Raw genomic sequence first — 20959 nt, forward strand, 5'->3', positions numbered from 1 at the left:
AAGCTTCGGTAACCCCGAACTCGGCCCGATAACAGGTCTGGGCAAGCCAGCGAGATGTCTGTACTGTTCGTCGCGTCCGAATCGGATTCTGCTTTGCCGGTGTCACTGCAACGAGGCGGTGGGGTGAGCGTGGTCGGGGATCCTGTACTGCTGCGGGCGGAGGGGCTCAACGTCTCCTTCGGTGGGCTCGACGTCCTGAGGCAGGTTTCGCTGGAGGTGCCCACCGGGTGCGTGCTCGGCGTCATCGGCCCGAACGGCGCGGGCAAGACCACGCTGTTCAACACCATCTGCGGCTTCGTCCGCCCGGATGCCGGCACGATCACCTTCGCCGGCCGGCCGCTCGACCGTCCGCGACCCGAACGCCTCACCCGCCACGGCATCGCCCGCACGCTGCAAGGACTCGGGCTGTTCGCCGGATTGACGGTGCTGGACAACGTGGTCGCGGGCGCCACGCACCGCTCGCGCACCGGCCTCGCCGGCGCGCTGCTCGCCTCGCCGTGGGCCGACAAGGACGAACGCGCTCTCGCCGCCCGCGCGATGGACGTGCTGCGCGAGCTCGGCATCGACGGTGACGCGAAGCGGGTCTGCGCCGGGCTGCCCTACGGGGTGCGCAAACGCGTCGCCCTCGCGCGCGCCCTGGTGAGCGAGCCCCGCTTGCTGCTGCTGGACGAACCGGCGGCCGGCCTCTCCGCGACGGAGGTCGGCGAGCTGGCCGACATCGTGCGCGGGCTCGCGCCGGCCACCACCGTGATGCTGGTGGAGCACCACATGGACTTCGTGATGAACCTGTGCGATTCGCTGGTGGTGCTCGACTTCGGCGAGGTCATCGCCCGCGGCACCCCGGCGCAGGTCCGGGCCGACCCGCAAGTGCAGCGGGCGTATCTGGGCGACCCGGTCACGGTCGTCGCCGGAGAGGGCGGTGCGCATGCTTGACGTGAGCGGACTTGTCGTCGACTACGGGCCGGTGCGGGCGCTCGACCACGTGGATCTGGTGGTGGAGCAGGGATCCATCACCGCCGTGCTCGGCTCCAACGGCGCCGGCAAGACAACGCTGCTGCGTGCGCTCAGTGGTCTGCACCGCCCGCGTGACGGCGCCGTGCGGCTCGCCGGCCACGACATCACCCGCCTGTCGCCCGAAGACCTCGTGCGCCTCGGCGTCGCGCACGTGCCCGAGGGCCGCGGCGTGATCGCCGAGCTCACGGTGGAGGAGAACCTGCGCCTGGGCGGGTTGTGGCGGCGCGACCGCGGCTGGCTCAAGGCGGGCACCGGCGAGATGTACGACCTGTTCCCGCCGCTGGCCGAGCGCCGTCACCAGCGCGCGGAAGCGCTTTCCGGCGGCGAGCGGCAGATGCTCGCCATCGGCCGCGCGCTGATGAGCCGGCCCGAGCTGCTCCTGCTCGACGAACCCTCACTCGGCCTCGCGCCGCGCGTCTCGGCCCGGATCGTGGCCGTGCTGCGCACGCTGCGCGAGGAGAACGGCCTCACGCTGCTGCTCGTGGAGCAGAACGCGGCGACCGCGCTCTCGGTCGCCGACCGGGCCGTGGTGCTGCACCTCGGCCGCAAGGTCGCCGACGACACCGCCGACACCCTCGCGGCCGACGACCGCGTGCGCCGCGCCTACCTGGAGGTGTGAATGGGCCGCTTCCTCGACCTGACCCTCGCCGGGCTCACCAGCGGAGCCGTGTACTCGGCCGTCGCGCTGGCACTCGTGCTGATCTGGCGCTCCACGCGGATCGTGAACTTCGCGCAGGGCGGCATGCTGATGATCACCACGTTCATCGCCTACACGATCGTCTCGCACGGCGGGTCCTACTGGCTGGCGCTGATCGTGGCCGTCCTCAGTGGACTCGTGCTCGGCGCCGTGGTGGAACGGGTGCTGGTGCGGCCGGTGGAGAAGAGATCACCGCTCGACGCGGTGGTGGTCACCTTCGGCCTGCTGGTGCTGCTGCAGGGCGTGGCCGGGATGCTGTTCGGCGGCACCCCGCGCTCGTACCCGCCCGCGTTCGGCATCGCCGGGTTCAAAGCGGGTGACCGCCAGCTGCTGTTCGCGCCCAACGACCTGTGGATCGTGCTCGTGGTCCTCGTCGTGATGGCCGCGCTGGCGCTGGTGTTCCGCAAGACGAACCTCGGCCTGCGCATGCGGGCCTCCGCGTTCGCGCCGGAAGTCGCGCGCCTGCTGGGCGTGCGCGTCGGGCGGATGCTCACGGTCGGCTGGGCCCTGGCGGCCGCGGTCGGCGCGATCGCCGGCGTGCTCGTGGCACCCAGCACGTTCGTCAGCCCCACGGCGTTCGACGCGGTGCTGGTGTTCGGCTTCACCGCGGCCGTGATCGGGGGCCTCGACAGCCCGCCCGGCGCGGTCGTCGGCGGGCTCGCGCTCGGCATCGTGCTCAGCTACGTGGCCGGATACCTCGGGTCCGACATCGTCACCTTCGCTTCCCTGGTCGTCCTCATCGGAGTGCTGATGCTGCGTCCGCAAGGGCTGTTCGGTTCCACGAAGGGCAGGCGGGTATGACGGCGCTCGCCGCGGCGGCACCGGTCCGCCTCTGGCAGCGGTCCACTGTGGTCCGCCACCTCACGTTGTCCGTGCTGGGCCTGATCGTGCTGTACTTCGTGACGACCTCGCTCGACTCGTTCGCGAACCTGCAGTTCGCCCAGATCTGCTACACCGCCATCGCGACGGCGGGCCTGACCGTCCTTTCCGGACTGTCCGGCCAGATCTCCCTCGGCCACGGTGCGTTCGTGGCCGTGGGCGCCTACACCACGGCGCTGCTGCTGGAACACCTCGACTGGCCGCTTGTGCTCGTGCTGCTCGGTTCGGTGATCGTCGGCGGTGCGCTGGGCTCGCTCGTGGGTGTGGCGGCGGCGCGGTTGCGCGGGCCGTACCTCGCCGGCGCCACGCTCGCGCTCGCCGTGGGCCTGCCGTCGCTGGCCGACTACCACGCCTTGCGCGACGTGCTCGGCGGTGCCAACGGCCTCATCGTGACCTCCGACCCGCCGCCGCTCGCCCTCGGCGAGAGCTTCCCGCTCGAACGTTGGCAGGCCTGGATCTGCGGCCTGTGCCTGGTGCTCACGTTGTTCCTGCTGGCCAACCTCACGCGCAGCCGCATCGGCCGCGACATGCGGCTGGTGCGCGAAGACGAGCAGGCCGCCGCGCTCTCGGGTGTGCACGTGGCCCGCACGCAGATCGTCACGTTCGGCATCAGCGCGGCGTTCGCGGGCCTGGCGGGCGGGTTGTTCGCGATCGTCAACAGCCTGGCCGCGCCTGGCGCGTTCACGCTGAGCCTTTCGCTGTCCCTGCTGACCGCGGCCGTGCTCGGCGGCCTCGGCAGCCTGGCCGGCGCGGTGTACGGCGCGGTGATCGTGACCCTGCTGCCCAACTGGACCGCCGACCTCGCGCAGCAGGCCGACCTGCCCCGCGCGATCTACGCGAACATCCCGCTCGTGCTCTACGGGCTGGTGCTGATCATCGTGATCATCGCGTTCCCCGGCGGCATCCAGTCGGGAGTCCGCAAGATCGGCAGTCTGCTGAAGAGCCGCTTCGACCGTCCACAAGAGACCCGTCCGCCGGAGAACCGTCAGGAGACGAGAAGATGACCGTACGCCGACCAGCATCCGCCGCGATCGCACTGGCCGCGGTGGTCGCCCTCACCGCCAGTGCCTGCGCCTCGGGCGGCGGCGACTCCGCCGAGTCGACCCCGGGGATCACCGCCGACAGCGTGACCATCGGCTCCACGATCCCGCTCACGGGCACGGCCGCGCCGGGCTACAGCGAGCAGGGGCCGGCCGCCAAGGCGTTCTTCGACTACGTGAACGCCAACGGCGGGATCAACGGCCGCAAGATCACCCTCAAGTACCTCGACGACGCCTACAACCCCGCCCAGACCGTGACCCTGACCAAGCAGCTCGTGTTGCAGGACAAGGTGTTCGCGATCGTCGGCTCGCTCGGCACGCCGACGCACACCAAGGTCGTGGACTTCCTCAACTCCTCGCGCGTGCCCGACCTGTTCGTCGCGTCCGGCTGCACGTGCTGGGACCAGCCGCAGAAGAACCCCTACACGTTCGGCTGGCAGCCGGACTACACCGTGGAGGGCAAGATCCTCGGCGACTACGTCAAGAAGAACTTCACCGGCAAGAAGGTCGCCTACTTCTACCAGGACGACGACTTCGGCCGCGACGGCATGAAGGGCCTCGACAAGTACATCGACCAGAGGTCGGTCGTGTCGCGCCAGCCCTACCAGCCGGGCAACACCGACGTGGCCGCCCAGGTGTCGGCGATCGCGGCGTCGAAGGCCGACGTGGTGGTGCTCGAGGCGATCCCGGCCTACACCGCGTTGTTCAAGCTGACGTCGCTGAAGCTCGGTTACTCACCCGCGCTCGTGGCCTCCAGCGTCGGCGCCGACCCGATCACGGTGTCGGGGCTGCTGGAGAACTTCGCCAAGCAGGCCGGTTCGTCGGTGAAGGGCCAGGACCTCATCGAGGGCCTGGTGACCTCGGCCTACCTGCCCCCGGTCGACGACCTGAGCAACTCGTGGACCGCGCTGTTCAAGAAGATCCACGACCAGTACATCCCGAACGTGCCCTTCGACGGAAACGTCTACTACGCCATGGCCTACGCCTACACGTTCACCCAGGCGCTCGCCCGCGCCGGGCAGAACCCGACGCGCCAGGGGATCGTCGACGCACTGCAGAAGGGCGGGCTCACCGGACCGGGCCTGGTCCCGTTCCGCTACAGCGCCGAATCGCATGCCGGCTACACCGGTGGGCAGATCGCGATGATCAAGGATGGCAAGCAGGTTTCGTCCGGAACGCCGCTCACCACCGACGACGGTGACGGTCCCGTGACCCCCTACACACAACCGCAACCTCAGGCTCCGGCCAACGGCATCCCCGCGGCGTGAGTCCGTCCGGCACAATCACGCCATGACGGAGGCGACAGGGAGCAAGCGGGCGCAAGCGACCCGCGCGGCGCTGCTCGAGGCGGCCGGTGAGGTCTTCACCGCGTCGGGGTACGACCAGGCGAGCATGGCCGCCATCGCCGAGCGGGCCGGTGCCAGCATCGGCAGCCTTTACCACCATTTCGTCGCGAAGTCCGATTTGTACATCACGCTCTACAACGAGTACAACCGCCGCCAGCAGCACCGGTCCGCGAAGGCGTTCCGCACGGCGCTGGCGCAGGGTGAGGAGGACGCGCTCCGGCTCTACATCTCCGGAGCGCGCGCCTACCTCGAAGGGTGCTGGCAGGAGCGCAAGCTCGCCCGGCTGTTCCTCTCGGGCAACGGCCCGGCGGGCTTCGGCCTGCTCACCCGCGAGCGGTTCCGGGAGTGGCTCACGGCCAACGCCACGCTGGTCAACGGCCACACCCGGCCGCTGTCGGACATGCTCGTGCTCGCGCTCACCGCGATGTCGACGGAGGCGGGCCGCGAGGTCGCGGCCGCTCCGTCGAAGGCCAAGGCGGGCCAGATGATCGAGGAAGTCCTCGAGCTGATGGGCCGGCTCTACCCCACTTCGTGACGCAGGTCACGGCGGACCTCTCGCGCTCGTCTCAGCAGCGGAAACTCCGGCGGCGCGGCCGGATCGGCACGTTTACGTCCGGTTCGTCCGAGTGGCGCCGCGCCCTCGCCAGGCAGTTTCATTCCCTATGAATGTTTCTCTCTGACGGGTGCGGGGGCTGAACATGTGCGGGATCACGGGATGGGTGGACTACGGCCGCGACCTGGCGGCCGAGCGCGAGACGCTGGCGGCAATGACGGCCACCATGGCGTGCCGCGGGCCCGACGCGAGCGGGACGTGGATCGAGCGCCACGCGGCGTTCGGCCACCGACGGCTCTCGATCATCGACCTCGAGCTGGGCAAGCAACCGATGACGGCCGAGGCCGGCGGCACGGTCGCGCTGACCTACAGCGGTGAGGTCTACAACTTCGAGGAACTTCGCGCCGAGCTCCAGGCGCGCGGGCACCGCTTCACCACCCAGAGCGACACGGAGGTGGTCCTGCGCGGCTACCTCGAATGGGGTGCCGGCGTGGCCGAACGCCTCAACGGCATGTACGCGTTCGCGATCTGGGACCCGCGCGAGGAGCGGCTGGTCCTGATCCGCGACCGCATGGGCGTGAAGCCGCTGTACTACTCGCTGCACGGCGACGGGCTGCTGTTCGGCTCCGAGCCCAAGGCGATCCTCGCGCACCCCGAGGTCAAGCCCGTCGTGGACACCGACGGCCTGCGGGAGGTGCTGTCGTTCACCAAGAACCCCGGCGAGGCCGTGTGGTCGGGCATGCGCGAGGTCGAGCCGGGCACGGTCGTGACGCTCGACCGCCGGGGCCTGAGCGTGCGCCGCTACTGGCAGCTGAAGCCCGTCGAACACCTCGACGACATCGACGCCACCGTGCGCACCGTTCGGGAGCTGCTCGACGACATCGTGCGCCGCCAGCTCGTGGCCGACGTGCCGCGTTGCGTGCTGCTCTCGGGCGGGCTCGACTCCAGCGTGATCACCGCGCTGGCCGCCCGGCAGCTGGCCGACCAGGACGAGCGGGTGCGCAGCTTCGCGGTCGATTTCGTGGGTCAAGAGGACAACTTCGTGCCCGACGCGTTGCGGTCCACCCCGGACGCGCCGTACGTGCGCGATGTGCACGAGCACGTGGGCTCGCAGCAACAGGACATCGTGCTCGACTCAGCGGAGCTCGCCGACCCCGCCGTGCGCCGCGCCGTGGTGCGCGCCCGCGACCTGCCGACGGGGCTCGGCGACATGGACGGCTCGCTGTACCTGCTGTTCCGTGCGATCCGCGAACGCTCCACCGTGGCGCTGTCCGGCGAGTCGGCCGACGAGGTCTTCGGCGGTTACGCGTGGTTCCACGACCCCGTGGTGCAGCAGGCCGACACCTTCCCGTGGCTCGCGCGCCGGCTCCAGGCGGGCGAGCGCGGCGTGAGCCAGATCTTCGCCGAAGACCTCCGGTCCTCTTTGGACCTCGGCACGCACCTGCGGGACTCGTACTCGGCGGCGGTCGCCGAGGCCGGCACCCGGGACGGTGAAAGCGAGCACGAGCGCCGCATGCGGGTGATCGGCTACCTGCACCTCACGCGGTTCGTGCGGATCCTGCTCGACCGCAAGGACCGGCTCAGCATGGCCAGCGGGCTGGAGGTGCGCGTGCCGTTCTGCGACCACCGGCTCGTGGAGTACGTGTACAACACGCCGTGGACGAGCAAGACGTTCGACGGCCGTGAAAAGAGCCTGCTGCGCGCGGCGGCCCGCGACGTGCTGCCGGTGTCGGTGGCCGAGCGGGTGAAGAGCCCCTACCCGTCGACGCAGGACCCGAAGTACCTCGAAGCCCTGCGCGAACAGGTCGGGGACGTGCTCGCCGCGCCTTCGCACGCCGTGTTCGACGTGTTCGACCGGGGCCTGGTGGCGGGCCTGCTTGCCCGGAAGGACACCGTGGCGTTCCTGCGCCCGCTGTTGGAGCGTGTGCTGAACTTCGCGACCTGGTTCGATCTGTATCGACCGGAGTTGCGTATCCGGTGAGGGGAGCGGGGCCATGGTGAGCGAGTCGTCGGACATCGACGCGGACGAGGCGTTCCAGTTCGTGTTGTCGCTTTATCGGTTGCTGCGCGAGCTGCACCGGGCGGCGCCGCCCGACAACCTGCCGCGCACGCAACTGCTGGTGCTCGCCAAGCTGGTGCGCTCCGGCTCCCTGCGCATCGGCGCGCTCGCCGACGAGGTCGGCTGCTCCCAGCCCACGGCCACCAAGGTCGTGCACGCCATGGAGGAGGCCGGCCTCGTCGCGCGCGAGGCCGACGCGGCCGACAAACGGGTGAGCTACGTGCGCCTCACCCCGCTGGGCCGGCGCCGGCTCGCCGGGGTGGTGCGCGAGGAGTCGCGGGTGTTCGTCGAGCGGCTCGCCGACCTGGAGCACGACGAGATCGAGCTGCTGCTCAAGGCCGGTGCGGTGCTGCGGCGGCTGACCGAAGCGCCCGAAATAGACATTCGACAAGTTCCTCGCGAGCCGCAATAGTTGTGTGCGGCACAGCGGTCTCGAGGAGGAGCCGGTCGAATGTTCGCCGAACCCGACATCGAACGTGAAGACCGGCCGGACGGGAGCGTCGTCTTCCGCTCCCGTGACCAGCTGGGCCCCTACCCGCGCAGCCTCGCGAGCGTGTTGCGGGCCTGGGTCGAGGTGGACCCCGACTTCCCGCTGATCGCCGAACGCGCCGGCGACGGCTGGGCGACGGTGACCTACGGCGAGGTCCGCCGCCGGGCCGACGCGCTCGGCCAGGCCCTGCTCGAGCGCGGCCTGGGCCCGGACCGGCCGGTGATGATCCTTTCGGGCAACTCCGTCGCCCACTTCGTGCTCATGCTCGGTGCGCTCACGGCCGGTGTGCCGGTGGCGCCCATCAGCGTCGCGTACTCGCTGCTCAGCGGCGACCACGCGCGGATCCGCGAGATCGCGAAGGTGCTGCGCCCGGGGCTGGTGTTCGCCGAGGCAGGCGGTCCGTTCGCACCGGCGCTCGCCGCCGCTGGGGTCGAGAAGGTGGTGCTGGCGCACGAGGTCGACGCCGTGGCGGGCGCCGAAGCCCTCGACGACCTGCTGGCGACTTCGCCGGGCCCCGAGCTCGCGGCCGCGTACTCCGGGACCGGGCCGGACACGCTCGCGAAGGTGCTGTTCACGTCCGGCTCGACCGGTTCGCCGAAGGGTGTGCTCAACACCCACCGGATGCTGTGCTCGAACCAGCAGGCGATCCGGCAGGCGTGGCCGTTCCTGGCCGAGGAGCGGCCGGTGCTCGTCGACTGGCTGCCGTGGAGCCACACCTTCGGCGGCAACCACAACGTGGACCTCGTGCTGCACAACGGCGGCACGCTCTACGTGGACGACGGCAAGCCCGCGCCGCAGCTGTTCGGCCGCAGCCTGGAGAACCTGCGGTCGGCACCGCCCACGCTGTACTTCAACGTGCCCGCCGGATACGCGCAGCTCGTGCCGGTACTGGAGCAGGATCCGGAGTTCGCGCGGGTGTTCTTCTCCCGGCTGCGGCTGCTGTTCAACGCCGCCGCCGCGCTCCCGGCGGCGCTGCGCACCCGGCTCGAAGCCGTCGCGGGGGCCGACGTGCCGCTCACGAGCTCGTGGGGCGCGACCGAGACCGCGCCGGCCGTGACGAGTGCGCACTTCCCGTTCGAAGACTCGCGGTGCATCGGCGTGCCGCTGCCGGGGCTTCAGGTCAAGCTCGCCCCGGTCGGCGAGGCACGCGAGATCCGCGTGCGCGGCGCCGCCGTGACGCCCGGCTACCTGCACCGGCCCGACCTCACCGAGGCCGCTTTCGACGACGAGGGCTTCTACCGCACGGGTGACGCCGCCGTGCCGGCGTCGGCAGACCCGAACGCCGGCCTGCTGTTCGGCGGCCGGATCGCGGAGGACTTCAAGCTCGACACGGGTACCTTCGTGCGCGTCGGCGCACTGCGCACGGCCCTGCTCTCGGCCGTGCCGGTGCTGTCCGACGCGGTGATCGCGGGGGAGAACCGGTCCTACGTGAGCGCGCTGGCGTGGCTCAACCAGGCCGAGGCACGAGCCCTGTTCGCTGATCCGCTCGACACCTCGGACGGCTGCGTGGTGCACGCCGAACTGCGGGCGCACGTCGCCAAGCTGCTGGCCGCCATGAACGCGGCGGCTGGGTCCGCGGCGCGCGTCGAACGCCTCGTCGTGCTGGCCGACCCGCCCGACCTCGACGCGGGCGAGATCACGGACAAGGGCTACCTCAACCAGCGCCGCGTCCTGACCCGGCGCACGGCCTTCGTCGAACGCCTCTACGCCGGCGAGCCGGACGCCGCGATCATCATCGCGCGCTGACCTCCCGACTCACGCTGTCGACGCACCAGCCCTTTGCGCTGTCGACGCAACCCGCCAGCGAGATCGCCGGCTCAAAGGTGATCTCGCCCGCCCTGCCGAAGGCGGGGCAGATAACACAGTGATGTGTCAACAAATCGCGTACCCTCGAGCTATGACCGATGGACGTTGGCTCGATGAGCGGGAGCTGCACGTCTGGAAGCTCTACCACCACCTCCAGCGCTCACTGAACGGCGCGGTCGATCGGCAGCTCGTGCGGGACGCCGGGCTGTCCGCCGCGGACTACACGCTGATGGTGCCGCTTTCGGAAGCGGATGGTGACGTGCTGCGCATGCGTGACCTCGGGACCCAGATCAGCTGGGACCGCAGCCGCCTTTCGCACCACGTGAGCCGGATGGAGAAGCGCGGCCTGGTCACGCGCGAGGACTGCTCGGACGACGCCCGCGGCGCCATGGTGCGCCTCACCGCGGCTGGGCGCGAGGCCATCGAGGCGGCCGCGCCCGAGCACGTCGAGACTGTGCGGCGGTACTTTTTCGACCAGCTGGAACCCGACGAGCTCGACGTGCTCGCCCGCGTCTTCGAACGCCTGGTCAAGCGCCTGCACGCGGACGACGAAGACGGCCCCTGTACAAGGTAAAGTCGCGGTCGTGGCCAAAACCCGCGAGAAGCTCAGCCGCGACACGATCGTCGACGGCGCCCTCGCCCTGGTCGACCGCGAGGGTCTCGACGCGCTGACGATCCGGCGGCTCGCGCAGGACCACGGCGTCACGCCGATGGCCCTGTACTGGCATTTCAAGGACAAGCACGAACTCGTGGCAGGGCTGGCCGAGCGGCTGCTGGCCGACGTCGCCCTCCCCGAGACCGGGGGCCCGTGGCACGCGCGGCTGCGGGCCACGCTGGTGGCGGTGCTGGCCGCCGTGCGTCCCCACCCGGCGGTCGCCGGCCTCGTGCCGCCGCGCATTCTCGAGTCCGACGCGGGCCTCACCGTGGCGGACCACGTGCTGGGCCTGCTGCGCGAAGGCGGCTTCACGGCCGAGGAAGCCGCGGAGCTCGGTGGTTACCTGCTGTCCGCCGGCGTCACGCTCGTGACCGCCGAGCCCGGCGCCACCGACGTGCACCCCGCGGCCTCACGCGAGGAAGCCGTGGCACGCAAGCGCGCGGCGCTGGCCGCGTTGCCGGCCGACCGGTTCCCGAACGTGCTGGCCTCCTCGGCCGCGCTCGCCGAGTGCGGTGACGAGGATTCCTATTTCGCCCGTGGTATCGACCTGCTGGTCGCGGGGGTCAAAGGCCTGCGCTGACCGCGCCGCACCACCACCGTCAGCGCATCGTGCGGGCGTGGTCAGCGCCGGGCCGCAGTCTTGCGTCATCGAAAGCCGAACCCCCGGAAGGGATCCAGCGATGACCAAGACCGTGCTTGTCTCCGGTGCCAGCGTGGCAGGACCGTCGGCCGCTTTCTGGCTGCACCACCACGGCTACTCCGTGACCGTCGTCGAGGCGGCGCCGGCGCTGCGTCCCGGTGGCCAGGCCGTGGACTTCCGCGGCGAGCAGATGAAGCTCATCGACGCGATGGGGCTCACCGAGGAGCTGCGGAAGTACGAGACCGCGATGGGCGACCAGCTGCTGCTGAACACCGCGGGCAAGCCGATCGTGACCGTGCCCAGCTCGTTCGCCAGCGGTGAGCTCGAGATCCTGCGCGGCGACCTCGCCCGCATCCTCTACGAGCGCACCCGCGACTACACCGAGTACGTGTTCGGCGACCGAGTCACCTCGCTGACCGAGACCCCCGACGGCGTCGAGGTCACCTTCCGCCACGGGGCGCCCCGCCGGTTCGACCTGGTGGTCGGCGCCGACGGCGTGCACTCGGGCGTGCGCACGGCCGCGTTCGGCGCGGAGGCGCGCTTCCGCAAGGACCTCGGTTACCACGTCGCCGCGTTCACCGCGCCCAACCACCTCGGGCTCGACCACAGTGGCCTGATCTTCAACGAGCCAGGTCGCGGCGCGATGGTCTACAGCGGCCGCGAAGGCGACACCGTGACCGTGATCCTGTACTTCCGCGGCGACCCGCGGGGCTACGGCCGCCCGGACGCCGAGCGGCAGAAGGAGATCGTGGCCGACGTCTTCGCCGGCGCGGGCTGGGAGATGCCGCGGCTGCTGAGCGCCCTCGACGACGCGCCGGACCTGTACTTCGACACCATCGGCCAGATCAGCCTCGACAAGTGGTCGAAGGGCCGCGTGGTGTTGCTCGGCGACGCCGCGTGGTGCGCCGGTCCCGGCGGCTCCGGCACCGGCCTGGCGATGATGGGCGCGCAGATCCTCGCCGGCGAGCTGGCAGCCGCGGGCGGCGACCACGTGGCCGCGTTCGAGGCCTACGAGCAGCGCCTGCGCAAGCCCGCGCATCTCGGCCACAAGAACGGCGCCGGCTCGGGCGGGTTCCTGGTGCCGGAGACCGAGAAGAAGCTGCGCGGCCGCAACCGGATGTACCGCATGCTGACCGGCCCGGTGTTCCGCAAGGTCTTCGACTACATGAGCACCCGGGCGGCCAACGCGGTCTCCTACCGCGAGTACACCGGCACGGTCGCGGGTTGAGCGTTGCCTTGACGCCCACGTCAAGGTCTACCGTCGCACGCATGCGGATCGGCGAGCTCGCCCGGCGGGCGGGGACCACACCACGGGCGCTGCGCTTCTACGAGGCGCAGGGGCTGCTGCCGGCGGGGCGGTCGGCGAACGGGTACCGGGACTACGACGAGGACGACCTCCGTCTGGTCAGCGAGATCCAGACGCTGCGCACGGTCGGGTTCACGTTGGAGGACACCCGCCCGTTCGTCGACTGCCTCCGCACCGGCCACGAGTCCGGCGACGCGTGCCCGGCGTCGGTGGAGGTGTACCGGCGCAAGCTCGAGGAGGTCGAGCGGTGCCTGCGTGACCTCGGCGCTGTGCGAACCGCGCTGATGCACAAGCTCGCCGACGCTTCCGCCCGCCAAGACCCGTGCCGTGTCGACCAGCCCCCCGACCAGCCCGACGAGGAGCCCCGATGACCACCGACGCCACCTTCACCACCGACGTCCTCGAGCACGACAAGCCCGTCCTCGTCGAGTTCGGCGCCGAGTGGTGCCCGCCGTGCCGGATGATCGCCCCGGTGCTCGCCGAGATCGCCGCCGAGCACGCCGATTCCCTGACGGTGCACCAGATCGACACCGACCTCAACCCCGCAACGGCCCGCCGCTACCAGGTCATGTCCCTGCCCACGCTCATCCTCTTCCGCGGCGGCGAACCGGTGGCCACGTTCGTGGGCGCGCGTCCGAAGGCCCGGCTGCTGGCCGAGCTCGACAGCGCGCTCGGCGTCGGTGCCGGGGGATAGCGCTGCGGCCGGCGACCACCGTCGCGGGGGTCGCCGTGCTCGGTATCGCGCTGGTCCCGACCACCCCGGACGCGCCCACGGAGACCGAGCGAGCGATCGGTTTCGCGCACGACGGGTTCTCCGTCGTCTACCTCTCGACGCTGGCGTACCTCAGTTTCTCCGTGTTCACCGAACCGGCCGGCACGTCGGCGCGCAACCGCGTCGACCGCACCGCCGGCGTCGTCATGGCGGCGGCGCTGGTGCTGATCGTGCTCGACCTGCTCTTCTTCGACGCCGTCCTCGACCCGCTGCACCCCCCTCCTGTGGTTGCAGAGCGTCTCGTGGAGCGCAGCCGGCATCGCGTGGCTGGTCAACGGTGAGGCGCGGCCGGCCGTCTCCAGGCGCCCGGCCCACCTCGGCGTGAGCCGACCATCGGCGGAACCTGCCTCAGCCAGCCGGTGAAACCCCGGCCGACCCGGTACAACTGGGGTGGACCACACCGGGGAGGCCACCGTGAACACCCTCGTGCGCTCGTTCCTCTTCCTCCGCCGCGCCGTCGGCGTGCTGGGCCTGGCGCTGCCGTTCGTCGTGATCATCGGCAAGGAGCTGCTGGAAGGCGGCGGCCTGCTGAGCTCGCTGAGCGCGTACTACTACAGCGATCTGCGCAACGTCTTCGTCGGCACGATGTGCGCCATCGGCGTTTTCCTGGTCTCCTACCGCGGTTACGGCCGGGTCGACGACATCGCGGGCAACATCGCCGCGGTCGCCGCCATCGGGGTCGGGATCTTCCCGACCAGCCCGCCCTCGCCGACGGGCACCGAGCGCGTGGTGGGGGTGGCGCACGTCGTGTTCTCGGCGATCTTCTTCCTCACGCTGGCGTTCTTCTGCCTGTTCCTCTTCACCAAGTCCGACGATCCGGCGCCGACCTCGCGCAAGGCCGCGCGCAACGTCGTCTACCGCGTGTGCGGCGGCGTGATACTGGGCGCGCTGCTGCTGATCGTGCTCGACGGGCTGGTCTTCGGCACGGCGCTGGCCTGGCTGCACCTCACGGTGTGGCTGGAGTCCCTCGCGGTGGTGGCGTTCGGCGTCTCGTGGCTCGTCAAGGGGGAAGCGCTGCTGGCCGACCTGCCGCGCGACCGGTCGGAGCTGGTCCAGACCTAAATCGAGTCCACGAAGGACGAATCAGGCCAGTCGTCCGTAGGCGGCGGAAACCTGCGTGAGCCACTCGACTTCCGCGGCGAAGGTCTTGGCGTCGTGGTCGTCGAAGCTGCCGTTGTCGTGGCTCAGCGCCGGTGTGACACCGGAATGCTTGGCGCGCAGGGCGTGCTTGATCTTCGTGGCCTCGACCAGCGCCTGGTCCGCCGCTTCGGCCGGGGTGGCGTCGGCGCGGTCCATGTACGGCCGCAGCGCCCGCCAGCCGTCGCGGATCTCGATCACGCGGCGGTGCAGGCGGTAGTGCAGGTCGGACCACTGGCGGTCCGCGCCCGACGGCGGCTCCAGCGCGATGCCCGGCGACGACTCGTACAGCGAGTGCCACAGTGGGTAGAGCGCGCGGTAGGAGCTGTAGTTGCGGGCCCACGCCACGAGGTTCGTCACGTGCCCGCCCCACGACGGCATGGTCAGCCCCAGCGACACGATCACGATGCCGAGCGCGCTGAACAGCGACGCGGCGATCGCCCAGGGCCCCACCGACAGCCCGAACATCGGGCTCACGATGTTCACCGTGCGCGCGGCGCAGTAGAGGAACAGCACGACCGCGCCGACCGCGAGCATGCGCAAAGCCCTGCGCAGCCACGGTTTCGTGGTGCTGCGCGCGTACGGGATGCACTGGCGGTAGATCGTGACGCACGGCACCGCCTGCGAAACGATGAACAGCAGCAGGTACGTGAGGATCACCGGGTTGCTGCTGCCGGTGCCGAACGCCGAGGCGGGCGTGCCGGGCCGGTTGCCGATGAAGAACAACGCGGTGAGCACCACGCACAGCACCACGCCCGCGATGATCCACGCCCGGATGGCGCGGTGCACCTCCGACAGCGGGTTCGCCCACTGCATCAGCAGGATCTGCGCGCTGATGCAGTAGGCGACCGCCGAGAGGTGCAGCACGAGGATGGCCAGGTTCTGCACGCCGAAGAACGTGACGACGCTGAGCGACACGGCCCCCATCGTGAACGTGAGGCACTGCAGCACCAGCGTCACCATCATCGTCACGTACCCGATGTCACCCCAGCCGCGCCGAATCGACGCGAGCTTGTACAGGAACGCCGCGTACGACGACACCGCGGACGACGCGAAGAGCACGATCTTCAGCGCGTTCACACCAGACCACCCCAGTCGCGGAACTCGAGATTCAGGCGTTCACGGCTTCACGCCGGCTGCCTTCGAGCGGCACGGCCAGGCCGACCGCTTCCGCCGCCACGGCCACCGCGTAGTCGAAGAAGGCCGACTGGTCGGCGACGCTGTCGTGCGTGCGGCTGAACACCTGGAACACCAGCAGGCCGATCAGGTTGCTCCACAAGACGATCCCGCGTTCGAGCAGATCGCCGTACGGCGCCTCGGGCTGCCCGCCGAACAGCGCGACGGCCTCGGCGGTGACCAGCGTCGGCCCCGGCAGCGGCCGGCTGGGCGGCGTGAGCGAGCCGGCCGCGAGCGCGGCGCGCAGCACGGCGGCGAGGGCGGCGGGCGTGCGGGCCGCCGGGCCCACGGTGGTGTCGGGCGCCGCGTAACCGGGCACGGGCGTGCCGTAGAGCAAGGCGAACTCGGCCGGGTTCGCGAGCGACCATTTACGCAAGGCACGCGTGACGGCCAGCAGGCGCGCGCCGGGATCCGTTTCCCGCTCGCCGGGATCGGCCTGTTCCATGGCCTCGCCGGAGGTGTTGTAAGCGTCGATGATGAGCGCGGTCAGGAGATCGTCGCGATCGGCGAAAAACGGTTGCACGTCGGCCACGGTCACGCCACTGGCCACCGCCACGGTCTGCAGCGTGAGACCGGTGGCACCGGTCTCGGCGAGCTGACGGCGAGCCGTCTCCTTGACGAGCCGGGGGAGATCTTCAGAAGACATAGGCATCCTTGTCGGAACTGTCCATGATCGGCGACCCTACACCAACGTCCGACGGCCGCCTAGGGGCCGAAAAGCGGCTCCGGCCAGTAAGAAGCCGGGGCCCGAGTCGGGCGCCAATCCGATTAATCGCGAACGATTTTCCGGGGGCCGCGAGGTATCCGGACCTCTGTCCGAGAGTTCGCGGTGAACCCGGAGTCAAGGAAAGCTGAAATACCAATCCCGCTCACCGACCTGGTTATGGTGTGGCGCATGAGTCTTCACGTGGTGCTCGGGTTCGGCCCGGCGGGGGCGGCGACGGCGCGGCTGCTCGCCGCACGGGGCGAGCGGGTGAAGGTGATCGCCAGGTCATCGCGGCCCGAGGAGAAGGGCGTCGAGCACGTGGTGCTCGACGCCACCGACCGCGCCGCACTGATCGCGGCAGCCGAGGGTGCTGACGCGATCTACCAGTGCGCGAGCCCGCCGTACCACCGGTGGACGCGCGACTGGCCGCCGCTGGCCGACGCCACCGCCGCGGCGGCCGAGGCGACCGGCGCGGTGCTCGTGGCGCTGGGGAACCTGTACGGCTACGGGCCCGTCGAGGGTCCGATCACCGAGGACCTGCCGCTCGAGGCCACCGGGCCCAAGGGCCGCGTGCGCGTGCAGCTGTGGAAGCAGCTGCACGACCTGCACGAACAGGGCCGCATCCGCGCGGTCGAGGTGCGGGCGTCGGACTTCTTCGGCCCGGGCGTGACCGACGGCGGGCACCTCGGCGCGCGGGTGGTGCCCGCCGTGCTCAAGGGACGCAAGGTGCAGGTGATGGGCGACCCCGACGCACCGCACAGCTGGACCTACCTGCCGGACGTCGCGCGCACGCTGGTGCGCGTCGCGGCGGAGGAGAAGGCGTGGGGCCGGGCGTGGCACGTGCCGACGTTGCCGCCGCGTTCGTCGCGCGTGATGGTGGGTGTGCTGTGCGAAGCCGCCGGTGTGCCGCCGGTCGGCGTACAACGGCTTCCGGCGCCGCTGCTGCGGGTGGCCGCCGCGTTTTCCCCCTTGCTGCGAGAACTGCAGGAGGTGCGCTACCAGTTCGACCGTCCGTTCGTCGTGGATTCCCGTGCCTACACGGAATTCTCGGGGGAAGAAGCGACGCCGCTCACCGAGCAGGCGGCGGCGACGATCACCTGGTGGCGTGATCGCGTCGCTACCGTGGGTTGACCCGCGGTCGGAGAATTTCGCACGAATTCGCGGACGCTCTTGAAAATCCGATCGCCACGGGGCAATCTCTCACTACTGGGTGGATGATCGGCGCGAGGAAGTTCTGTCATGGCGTCTTGGGGATCTGCTGCGCAAGAAATCGGAAATCGAGCGGACATCGCCATTGTCGGCATCGGGTGCCGTTTTCCCGGTGCGCGGAACGTGAACGAGTACTGGGATCTGCTCAGCGAGCCGAAACCTCAGTTCAGGACCGTCCCCGATTCGCGGTGGCGAAGGGACGCGTTCCACAACGACGATTTCCGGGACGCCTCGGCGGCGTACTCCGACAAGATGGCCCTGCTCGACGACGTCGGGATGTTCGACGCCGGCCACTACGGCATCCCGCCGCGCCGCGCGAGATCACTCGACCCGCAGCACCGGCTGCTGGTCGACCTCACGCGCGAAGCGCTGCAGGACGCCGGGTGGGAGGCCGGCGGTTTCGAGCGGGACGACACGTCGGTGATCATGTCGCTGTCCGAGAGCGGCTACCGCGAGATGAGCACGCTTCACATTCGCCTGCGCCAGCTCGCGGGTGGCGAGTTCGGCCGGTCGGCGGGCGCCGAGCTGGCCGAGGCGGGCTCGGCCGTCGGCGGGCTGCACGCCACCGCGATGGCCGGGCTGCTGCTCAACATGGGACCGAGCTCGATCAGCTCGGTGTTCGACCTGCACGGGGAGAGCTACGCGCTCGACGCCGCGTGCTCCGGTGGGCTCACCGCCGTGGCCAACGCCGTGTTCGCCCTGCGCGCGGGCCGGTGCCGCATCGCGGTGGCCGGCGGGGCGCAGCTGGTGCTCACGCCCGACCTGCTGGTGGGCTTGTGCCGCATCGGCGCGGTGTCGCGCTCGGGGGAGTGCCGGCCGTTCGACAGCCGCGCCGACGGGTTCGTGCTGGGCGAGGGCGCCGGTGCGCTGGTGCTGCGGCCGCTGGCCGACGCGCGGGCGGCCGGTGACCGGGTCTACGCGGTGATCCGCGGTGTCGGGCTGTCCAACGACGGCACCGTGAAGGGCGGCATGATGCCGCAGGAGTCGGGGCAGCTGCTGGCGCTGCGCCGGGCGTACCGCGACGCCGGCGTCGAGCCCGGGTCCGTGGGGTACCTGGAAGCGCACGGCACGGCGACGTCGGTGGGCGACGACGTGGAGATCAAGGCGCTGGGTGAGCTGCGCCGCGACGCGACCACGCCGGCGTACCTGGGCGCTGCGAAGTCCGTGGTGGGGCATTCACTGGGGACCGCGGGCATCGCGGGGCTCATCAAGTCGGTGCTGTCGGTCCACAAGGGACAGGTCCTGCCGCAGCCTGACTTCGAGCCGGCCCGGCACCTCGCGCTCGAAGAGGCGGGCCTGCGCGTGGCGGGCGAGGTGACGCCGTGGACTTCACCCGGGCCGCGCCGGGCGGGGGTGAGCGCGTTCGGCTTCGGGGGCACGAACGTGCACGTGGTCCTGGAGGAATTTGCCGCTGAGCCCACGGTTTTCGCCGACGGTGCGCAGTTGCTGCTGCTGACCGCGCGCGACCGGGCGGGCCTGGCCCGGCACGCGCGGGAGGTCGCGGAAGTGCTCTCGCGCGAGCCGTTGCCGCTGGCCGCGGTGGCGTCCACTTTGGCCCGTCGCACGCTGTTCGCGGAGCGGCTCGCGGTGGTGGCCGACGACCTTCCCGACGCCGTGGCGAAGCTGGTGGCGGCGTCCGTGGCACTGGAGTCGGGGATGGCGGGTGAGCTGGCGCCGGCGACGTATGCGGGGGTCGTGGCGCCGGGGGCGGAAGTGCCTGCCGGTGACCTGCCGTTGCTCGACCTGGCGGCGCTGGCCGTGAGCGGGCCCGGGCTGCGGCCGGCTGTGGAGACGATGCCGCCGTGCACGTTGCCGCCGAGCCCGTTGAGCCCGCGCGAGCACTGGGTCGTCGACGAGGCGAAGCGGGTGAAGGCGCAAACGTTGCCGCCGTTGAGCGGAGTGGCTTCGGTTCCCGTTGTGCCGCAGGAGGTTCCGTCGGCGCGGGACGTGCTGGCCGTGGTGCTGGAGGAGGTGGCGCGCACGAGTGCGTTCCCGGTGGCCGACCTGTGCGCCGGGCACGTGCTGATCGACGACCTCGGGTTCGACTCGCTCATGCTCACCGAGCTGGAAGCCAACCTGCGCAAGCGCTTCCCCGGGCAGCGGTTGGAGGTCGAGCAGGAGCGCGGTGTCACGATCGGTGCGGTGGCGGGGCTCATCACGCCCGCGGTGCCGGTGGTTGTGCCTCTCGCGCCGGAGCGCGTCGCGTTCGATCCGGCCACCGCGTCGATCGACGACTTCCCCGAGGCCGCGGCGATCGACTCGCGCCTGCGGGAGTTTTCCGACCTGGGCGTGGCCAACCCGTACTTCCGCAAGCACCAGGGATTGATGAGCAGCACGACGACCGTCGGCGGGCGGGAGTACTTGTCCTTTTCCAGCTACAACTACCTCGGGCTGTCCGGGCACCCCGCCGTCGCGGCCGCGGTGCACGAGGCCGTCGAGCGCTACGGCACCTCGGTGTCCGGCAGCCGCCTGCTCGCCGGCGACCGCGATCTCACGCGGCAGCTGGAAACGGAGCTCGCCGTGTTCCTCGGCACGGACGACTGCCTCGCGCTGGTCAGCGGCCACGCCACCAACGTGAGCGCCATCGGCCACCTCGTCGGCCCGGGCGATCTGATCGTGCACGATTCCCTTGCGCACGACAGCATCCTGCAGGGCTGCGGCCTGTCGGGAGCCACGCGGCGCCCGTTCCCGCACAACGACGTGACCGCGCTCGAAGACATCCTCCGCCGAACGCGTGCGCGGTTCCGCCGCGTGCTGATCGTCGTGGAGGGCGCGTACAGCATGGACGGCGACCTCGCCGACCTGCCTGGCCTCATCGACGTCAAGAAGCGCTACGGCTGCCTGCTCATGGTCGACGAGGCCCACAGCATCGGCACGGTGGGCGCTTCCGGCGCCGGCGTCGGCGAGCACTTCGCAGTGGATCGGTCCGATGTGGACCTGTGGATGGGCACGCTGTCCAAGTCCCTCGCCGGCTGCGGCGGTTACCTCGCCGGGAGCGCCCGCACGGTCCAGTGGCTGCGCTACTCACTGCCGGGGTTCGTGTACAGCGTCGGCCTCACGCCCGCCAACGCCGCCGCTTCCCTGGCCGCGCTGCGCGTGCTGCGCGCCGAGCCCGCACGCCTGGCCCGCCTGCGCTCGAACGCCGCCTTGTTCCTGTCCCTCTCCCGCACCGCCTCCCTGCCCACCGGCTCGGCCTCCGCGACCCCCATCGTCCCCTGCGTCGTCGGCGACTCCACCACCACGCTCCGCCTCGCCACCACCCTGTACGACCACGGCATCATCGTCGACCCGATCCTCCACCCGGCCGTCGACGAGTCCCAGACACGGCTGCGGTTCTTCCTGACGAGTGATCATCAGGCGGGCCAGCTGGAGTACACGGTCGCGACGGTGGCTCGAGAGTTGGCGCGGCTGCGGGAGGGCTGATCGCCAGGGAGCCTTCGGTGCGAGTGATCGATCGGCCGCGGAGCCGCTCAG

The 20959-nt window shown here is 70.8% G+C and carries 20 protein-coding genes; 18 read left to right on the forward strand and 2 right to left on the reverse strand.

The window, feature by feature from the left end; translation table 11 throughout:
* Nucleotides 1-99 precede the first annotated feature (99 nt).
* From ACWEOE_RS18230 to ACWEOE_RS18305, 16 genes are all read left to right on the forward strand, one after another.
* Entirely contained in the window at nt 100-933 is an 834-nt protein-coding gene (locus ACWEOE_RS18230; RefSeq protein WP_452010281.1) for an ABC transporter ATP-binding protein, read from the forward strand.
* Nucleotides 926-1633, forward strand: a complete 708-nt coding sequence (locus tag ACWEOE_RS18235; RefSeq protein WP_452010283.1) for an ABC transporter ATP-binding protein — start codon at nt 926-928, stop codon at nt 1631-1633. Before ACWEOE_RS18230 ends, ACWEOE_RS18235 begins: the two co-directional genes overlap by 8 nt.
* Nucleotides 1634-2512 carry a branched-chain amino acid ABC transporter permease gene (locus ACWEOE_RS18240; RefSeq protein WP_452010286.1) on the forward strand — a complete coding sequence of 293 codons (879 nt, stop codon included), beginning with the start codon at nt 1634-1636 and terminating at the stop codon, nt 2510-2512. It abuts the gene before it with no gap.
* Complete coding sequence (locus tag ACWEOE_RS18245; RefSeq protein WP_452010289.1) at nt 2509-3594, forward strand: branched-chain amino acid ABC transporter permease; 1086 nt, start codon at nt 2509-2511, stop codon at nt 3592-3594. The genes ACWEOE_RS18240 and ACWEOE_RS18245 overlap by 4 nt, the downstream gene beginning before the upstream one ends.
* Nucleotides 3591-4898 (forward strand): ABC transporter substrate-binding protein, encoded by a 1308-nt coding sequence (locus ACWEOE_RS18250; protein WP_452010291.1) that lies wholly within the window; start codon nt 3591-3593, stop codon nt 4896-4898. The genes ACWEOE_RS18245 and ACWEOE_RS18250 overlap by 4 nt, the downstream gene beginning before the upstream one ends.
* Before the next feature lie 22 nt (nt 4899-4920).
* Nucleotides 4921-5511, forward strand: a complete 591-nt coding sequence (locus ACWEOE_RS18255; RefSeq protein WP_452010294.1) for a TetR/AcrR family transcriptional regulator — start codon at nt 4921-4923, stop codon at nt 5509-5511.
* 163 nt (nt 5512-5674) lie between these two features.
* Complete coding sequence (asnB, locus tag ACWEOE_RS18260) at nt 5675-7510, forward strand: asparagine synthase (glutamine-hydrolyzing) (protein WP_452010486.1); 1836 nt, start codon at nt 5675-5677, stop codon at nt 7508-7510.
* Nucleotides 7511-7523: 13 nt separating this feature from the next.
* Nucleotides 7524-8000 carry a MarR family winged helix-turn-helix transcriptional regulator gene (locus ACWEOE_RS18265; protein ID WP_452010297.1) on the forward strand — a complete coding sequence of 159 codons (477 nt, stop codon included), beginning with the start codon at nt 7524-7526 and terminating at the stop codon, nt 7998-8000.
* A 39-nt stretch (nt 8001-8039) separates the two neighbouring features.
* On the forward strand, nt 8040-9824 hold the full coding sequence (locus tag ACWEOE_RS18270) for a feruloyl-CoA synthase (protein WP_452010300.1): 1785 nt from the start codon (nt 8040-8042) through the stop codon (nt 9822-9824).
* A 151-nt stretch (nt 9825-9975) separates the two neighbouring features.
* Nucleotides 9976-10458: a MarR family winged helix-turn-helix transcriptional regulator gene (locus ACWEOE_RS18275; RefSeq protein ID WP_452010303.1), complete on the forward strand. Its 483-nt coding sequence runs from the start codon at nt 9976-9978 to the stop codon at nt 10456-10458.
* A gap of 10 nt (nt 10459-10468) precedes the next feature.
* Nucleotides 10469-11119, forward strand: a complete 651-nt coding sequence (locus ACWEOE_RS18280; RefSeq protein ID WP_452010305.1) for a TetR/AcrR family transcriptional regulator C-terminal domain-containing protein — start codon at nt 10469-10471, stop codon at nt 11117-11119.
* Between the two features lie 100 nt (nt 11120-11219).
* The gene (locus ACWEOE_RS18285; protein ID WP_452010306.1) at nt 11220-12407 is read left to right on the forward strand and encodes an FAD-dependent monooxygenase; all 1188 of its coding nucleotides are present in this window, start codon (nt 11220-11222) and stop codon (nt 12405-12407) included.
* A 41-nt stretch (nt 12408-12448) separates the two neighbouring features.
* A complete protein-coding gene (locus ACWEOE_RS18290) occupies nt 12449-12856 on the forward strand; it encodes a MerR family transcriptional regulator (protein ID WP_452010309.1) in 408 nt (135 codons plus the stop codon).
* The gene (gene trxA / locus ACWEOE_RS18295; protein ID WP_452010311.1) at nt 12853-13179 is read left to right on the forward strand and encodes a thioredoxin; all 327 of its coding nucleotides are present in this window, start codon (nt 12853-12855) and stop codon (nt 13177-13179) included. Before ACWEOE_RS18290 ends, trxA begins: the two co-directional genes overlap by 4 nt.
* Before the next feature lie 35 nt (nt 13180-13214).
* A complete protein-coding gene (locus ACWEOE_RS18300) occupies nt 13215-13538 on the forward strand; it encodes a hypothetical protein (RefSeq protein ID WP_452010313.1) in 324 nt (107 codons plus the stop codon).
* A 133-nt stretch (nt 13539-13671) separates the two neighbouring features.
* Complete coding sequence (locus ACWEOE_RS18305) at nt 13672-14319, forward strand: DUF998 domain-containing protein (protein WP_452010315.1); 648 nt, start codon at nt 13672-13674, stop codon at nt 14317-14319.
* A 21-nt stretch (nt 14320-14340) separates the two neighbouring features.
* Here ACWEOE_RS18305 and ACWEOE_RS18310 read toward each other — a convergent pair whose 3' ends face one another.
* Together ACWEOE_RS18310 and ACWEOE_RS18315 are read right to left on the reverse strand one after the other, a co-directional pair.
* On the reverse strand, nt 14341-15474 hold the full coding sequence (locus ACWEOE_RS18310; protein WP_452010317.1) for an MAB_1171c family putative transporter: 1134 nt from the start codon (nt 15472-15474) through the stop codon (nt 14341-14343).
* Between the two features lie 31 nt (nt 15475-15505).
* On the reverse strand, nt 15506-16216 hold the full coding sequence (locus ACWEOE_RS18315) for a TetR/AcrR family transcriptional regulator (RefSeq protein ID WP_452010319.1): 711 nt from the start codon (nt 16214-16216) through the stop codon (nt 15506-15508).
* Between the two features lie 249 nt (nt 16217-16465).
* Between ACWEOE_RS18315 and ACWEOE_RS18320 the strand changes: the two genes are divergently transcribed.
* Together ACWEOE_RS18320 and ACWEOE_RS18325 are read left to right on the forward strand one after the other, a co-directional pair.
* On the forward strand, nt 16466-17407 hold the full coding sequence (locus ACWEOE_RS18320; RefSeq protein WP_452010322.1) for an NAD-dependent epimerase/dehydratase family protein: 942 nt from the start codon (nt 16466-16468) through the stop codon (nt 17405-17407).
* Between the two features lie 108 nt (nt 17408-17515).
* Nucleotides 17516-20908 carry an aminotransferase class I/II-fold pyridoxal phosphate-dependent enzyme gene (locus ACWEOE_RS18325; RefSeq protein WP_452010324.1) on the forward strand — a complete coding sequence of 1131 codons (3393 nt, stop codon included), beginning with the start codon at nt 17516-17518 and terminating at the stop codon, nt 20906-20908.
* Nucleotides 20909-20959: the final 51 nt, after the last annotated feature.

Source organism: Amycolatopsis sp. NPDC004368, assembly GCF_053602515.1.

What these genes read in the sequence shown, in the direction of transcription:
- ACWEOE_RS18235 (WP_452010283.1), top strand. Translation starts at nt 926, where the DNA reads ATGCTTGACGTGAGCGGACTTGTCGTCGACTACGGGCCGGTGCGGGCG.
- ACWEOE_RS18240 (WP_452010286.1), top strand. Translation starts at nt 1,634, where the DNA reads ATGGGCCGCTTCCTCGACCTGACCCTCGCCGGGCTCACCAGCGGAGCC.
- ACWEOE_RS18245 (WP_452010289.1), top strand. Translation starts at nt 2,509, where the DNA reads ATGACGGCGCTCGCCGCGGCGGCACCGGTCCGCCTCTGGCAGCGGTCC.
- ACWEOE_RS18250 (WP_452010291.1), top strand. Translation starts at nt 3,591, where the DNA reads ATGACCGTACGCCGACCAGCATCCGCCGCGATCGCACTGGCCGCGGTG.
- ACWEOE_RS18255 (WP_452010294.1), top strand. Translation starts at nt 4,921, where the DNA reads ATGACGGAGGCGACAGGGAGCAAGCGGGCGCAAGCGACCCGCGCGGCG.
- asnB (WP_452010486.1), top strand. Translation starts at nt 5,675, where the DNA reads ATGTGCGGGATCACGGGATGGGTGGACTACGGCCGCGACCTGGCGGCC.
- ACWEOE_RS18265 (WP_452010297.1), top strand. Translation starts at nt 7,524, where the DNA reads ATGGTGAGCGAGTCGTCGGACATCGACGCGGACGAGGCGTTCCAGTTC.
- ACWEOE_RS18270 (WP_452010300.1), top strand. Translation starts at nt 8,040, where the DNA reads ATGTTCGCCGAACCCGACATCGAACGTGAAGACCGGCCGGACGGGAGC.
- ACWEOE_RS18275 (WP_452010303.1), top strand. Translation starts at nt 9,976, where the DNA reads ATGACCGATGGACGTTGGCTCGATGAGCGGGAGCTGCACGTCTGGAAG.
- ACWEOE_RS18285 (WP_452010306.1), top strand. Translation starts at nt 11,220, where the DNA reads ATGACCAAGACCGTGCTTGTCTCCGGTGCCAGCGTGGCAGGACCGTCG.
- ACWEOE_RS18290 (WP_452010309.1), top strand. Translation starts at nt 12,449, where the DNA reads ATGCGGATCGGCGAGCTCGCCCGGCGGGCGGGGACCACACCACGGGCG.
- trxA (WP_452010311.1), top strand. Translation starts at nt 12,853, where the DNA reads ATGACCACCGACGCCACCTTCACCACCGACGTCCTCGAGCACGACAAG.
- ACWEOE_RS18315 (WP_452010319.1), bottom strand. Translation starts at nt 16,216, where the DNA reads ATGTCTTCTGAAGATCTCCCCCGGCTCGTCAAGGAGACGGCTCGCCGT.
- ACWEOE_RS18320 (WP_452010322.1), top strand. Translation starts at nt 16,466, where the DNA reads ATGAGTCTTCACGTGGTGCTCGGGTTCGGCCCGGCGGGGGCGGCGACG.
- ACWEOE_RS18325 (WP_452010324.1), top strand. Translation starts at nt 17,516, where the DNA reads ATGGCGTCTTGGGGATCTGCTGCGCAAGAAATCGGAAATCGAGCGGAC.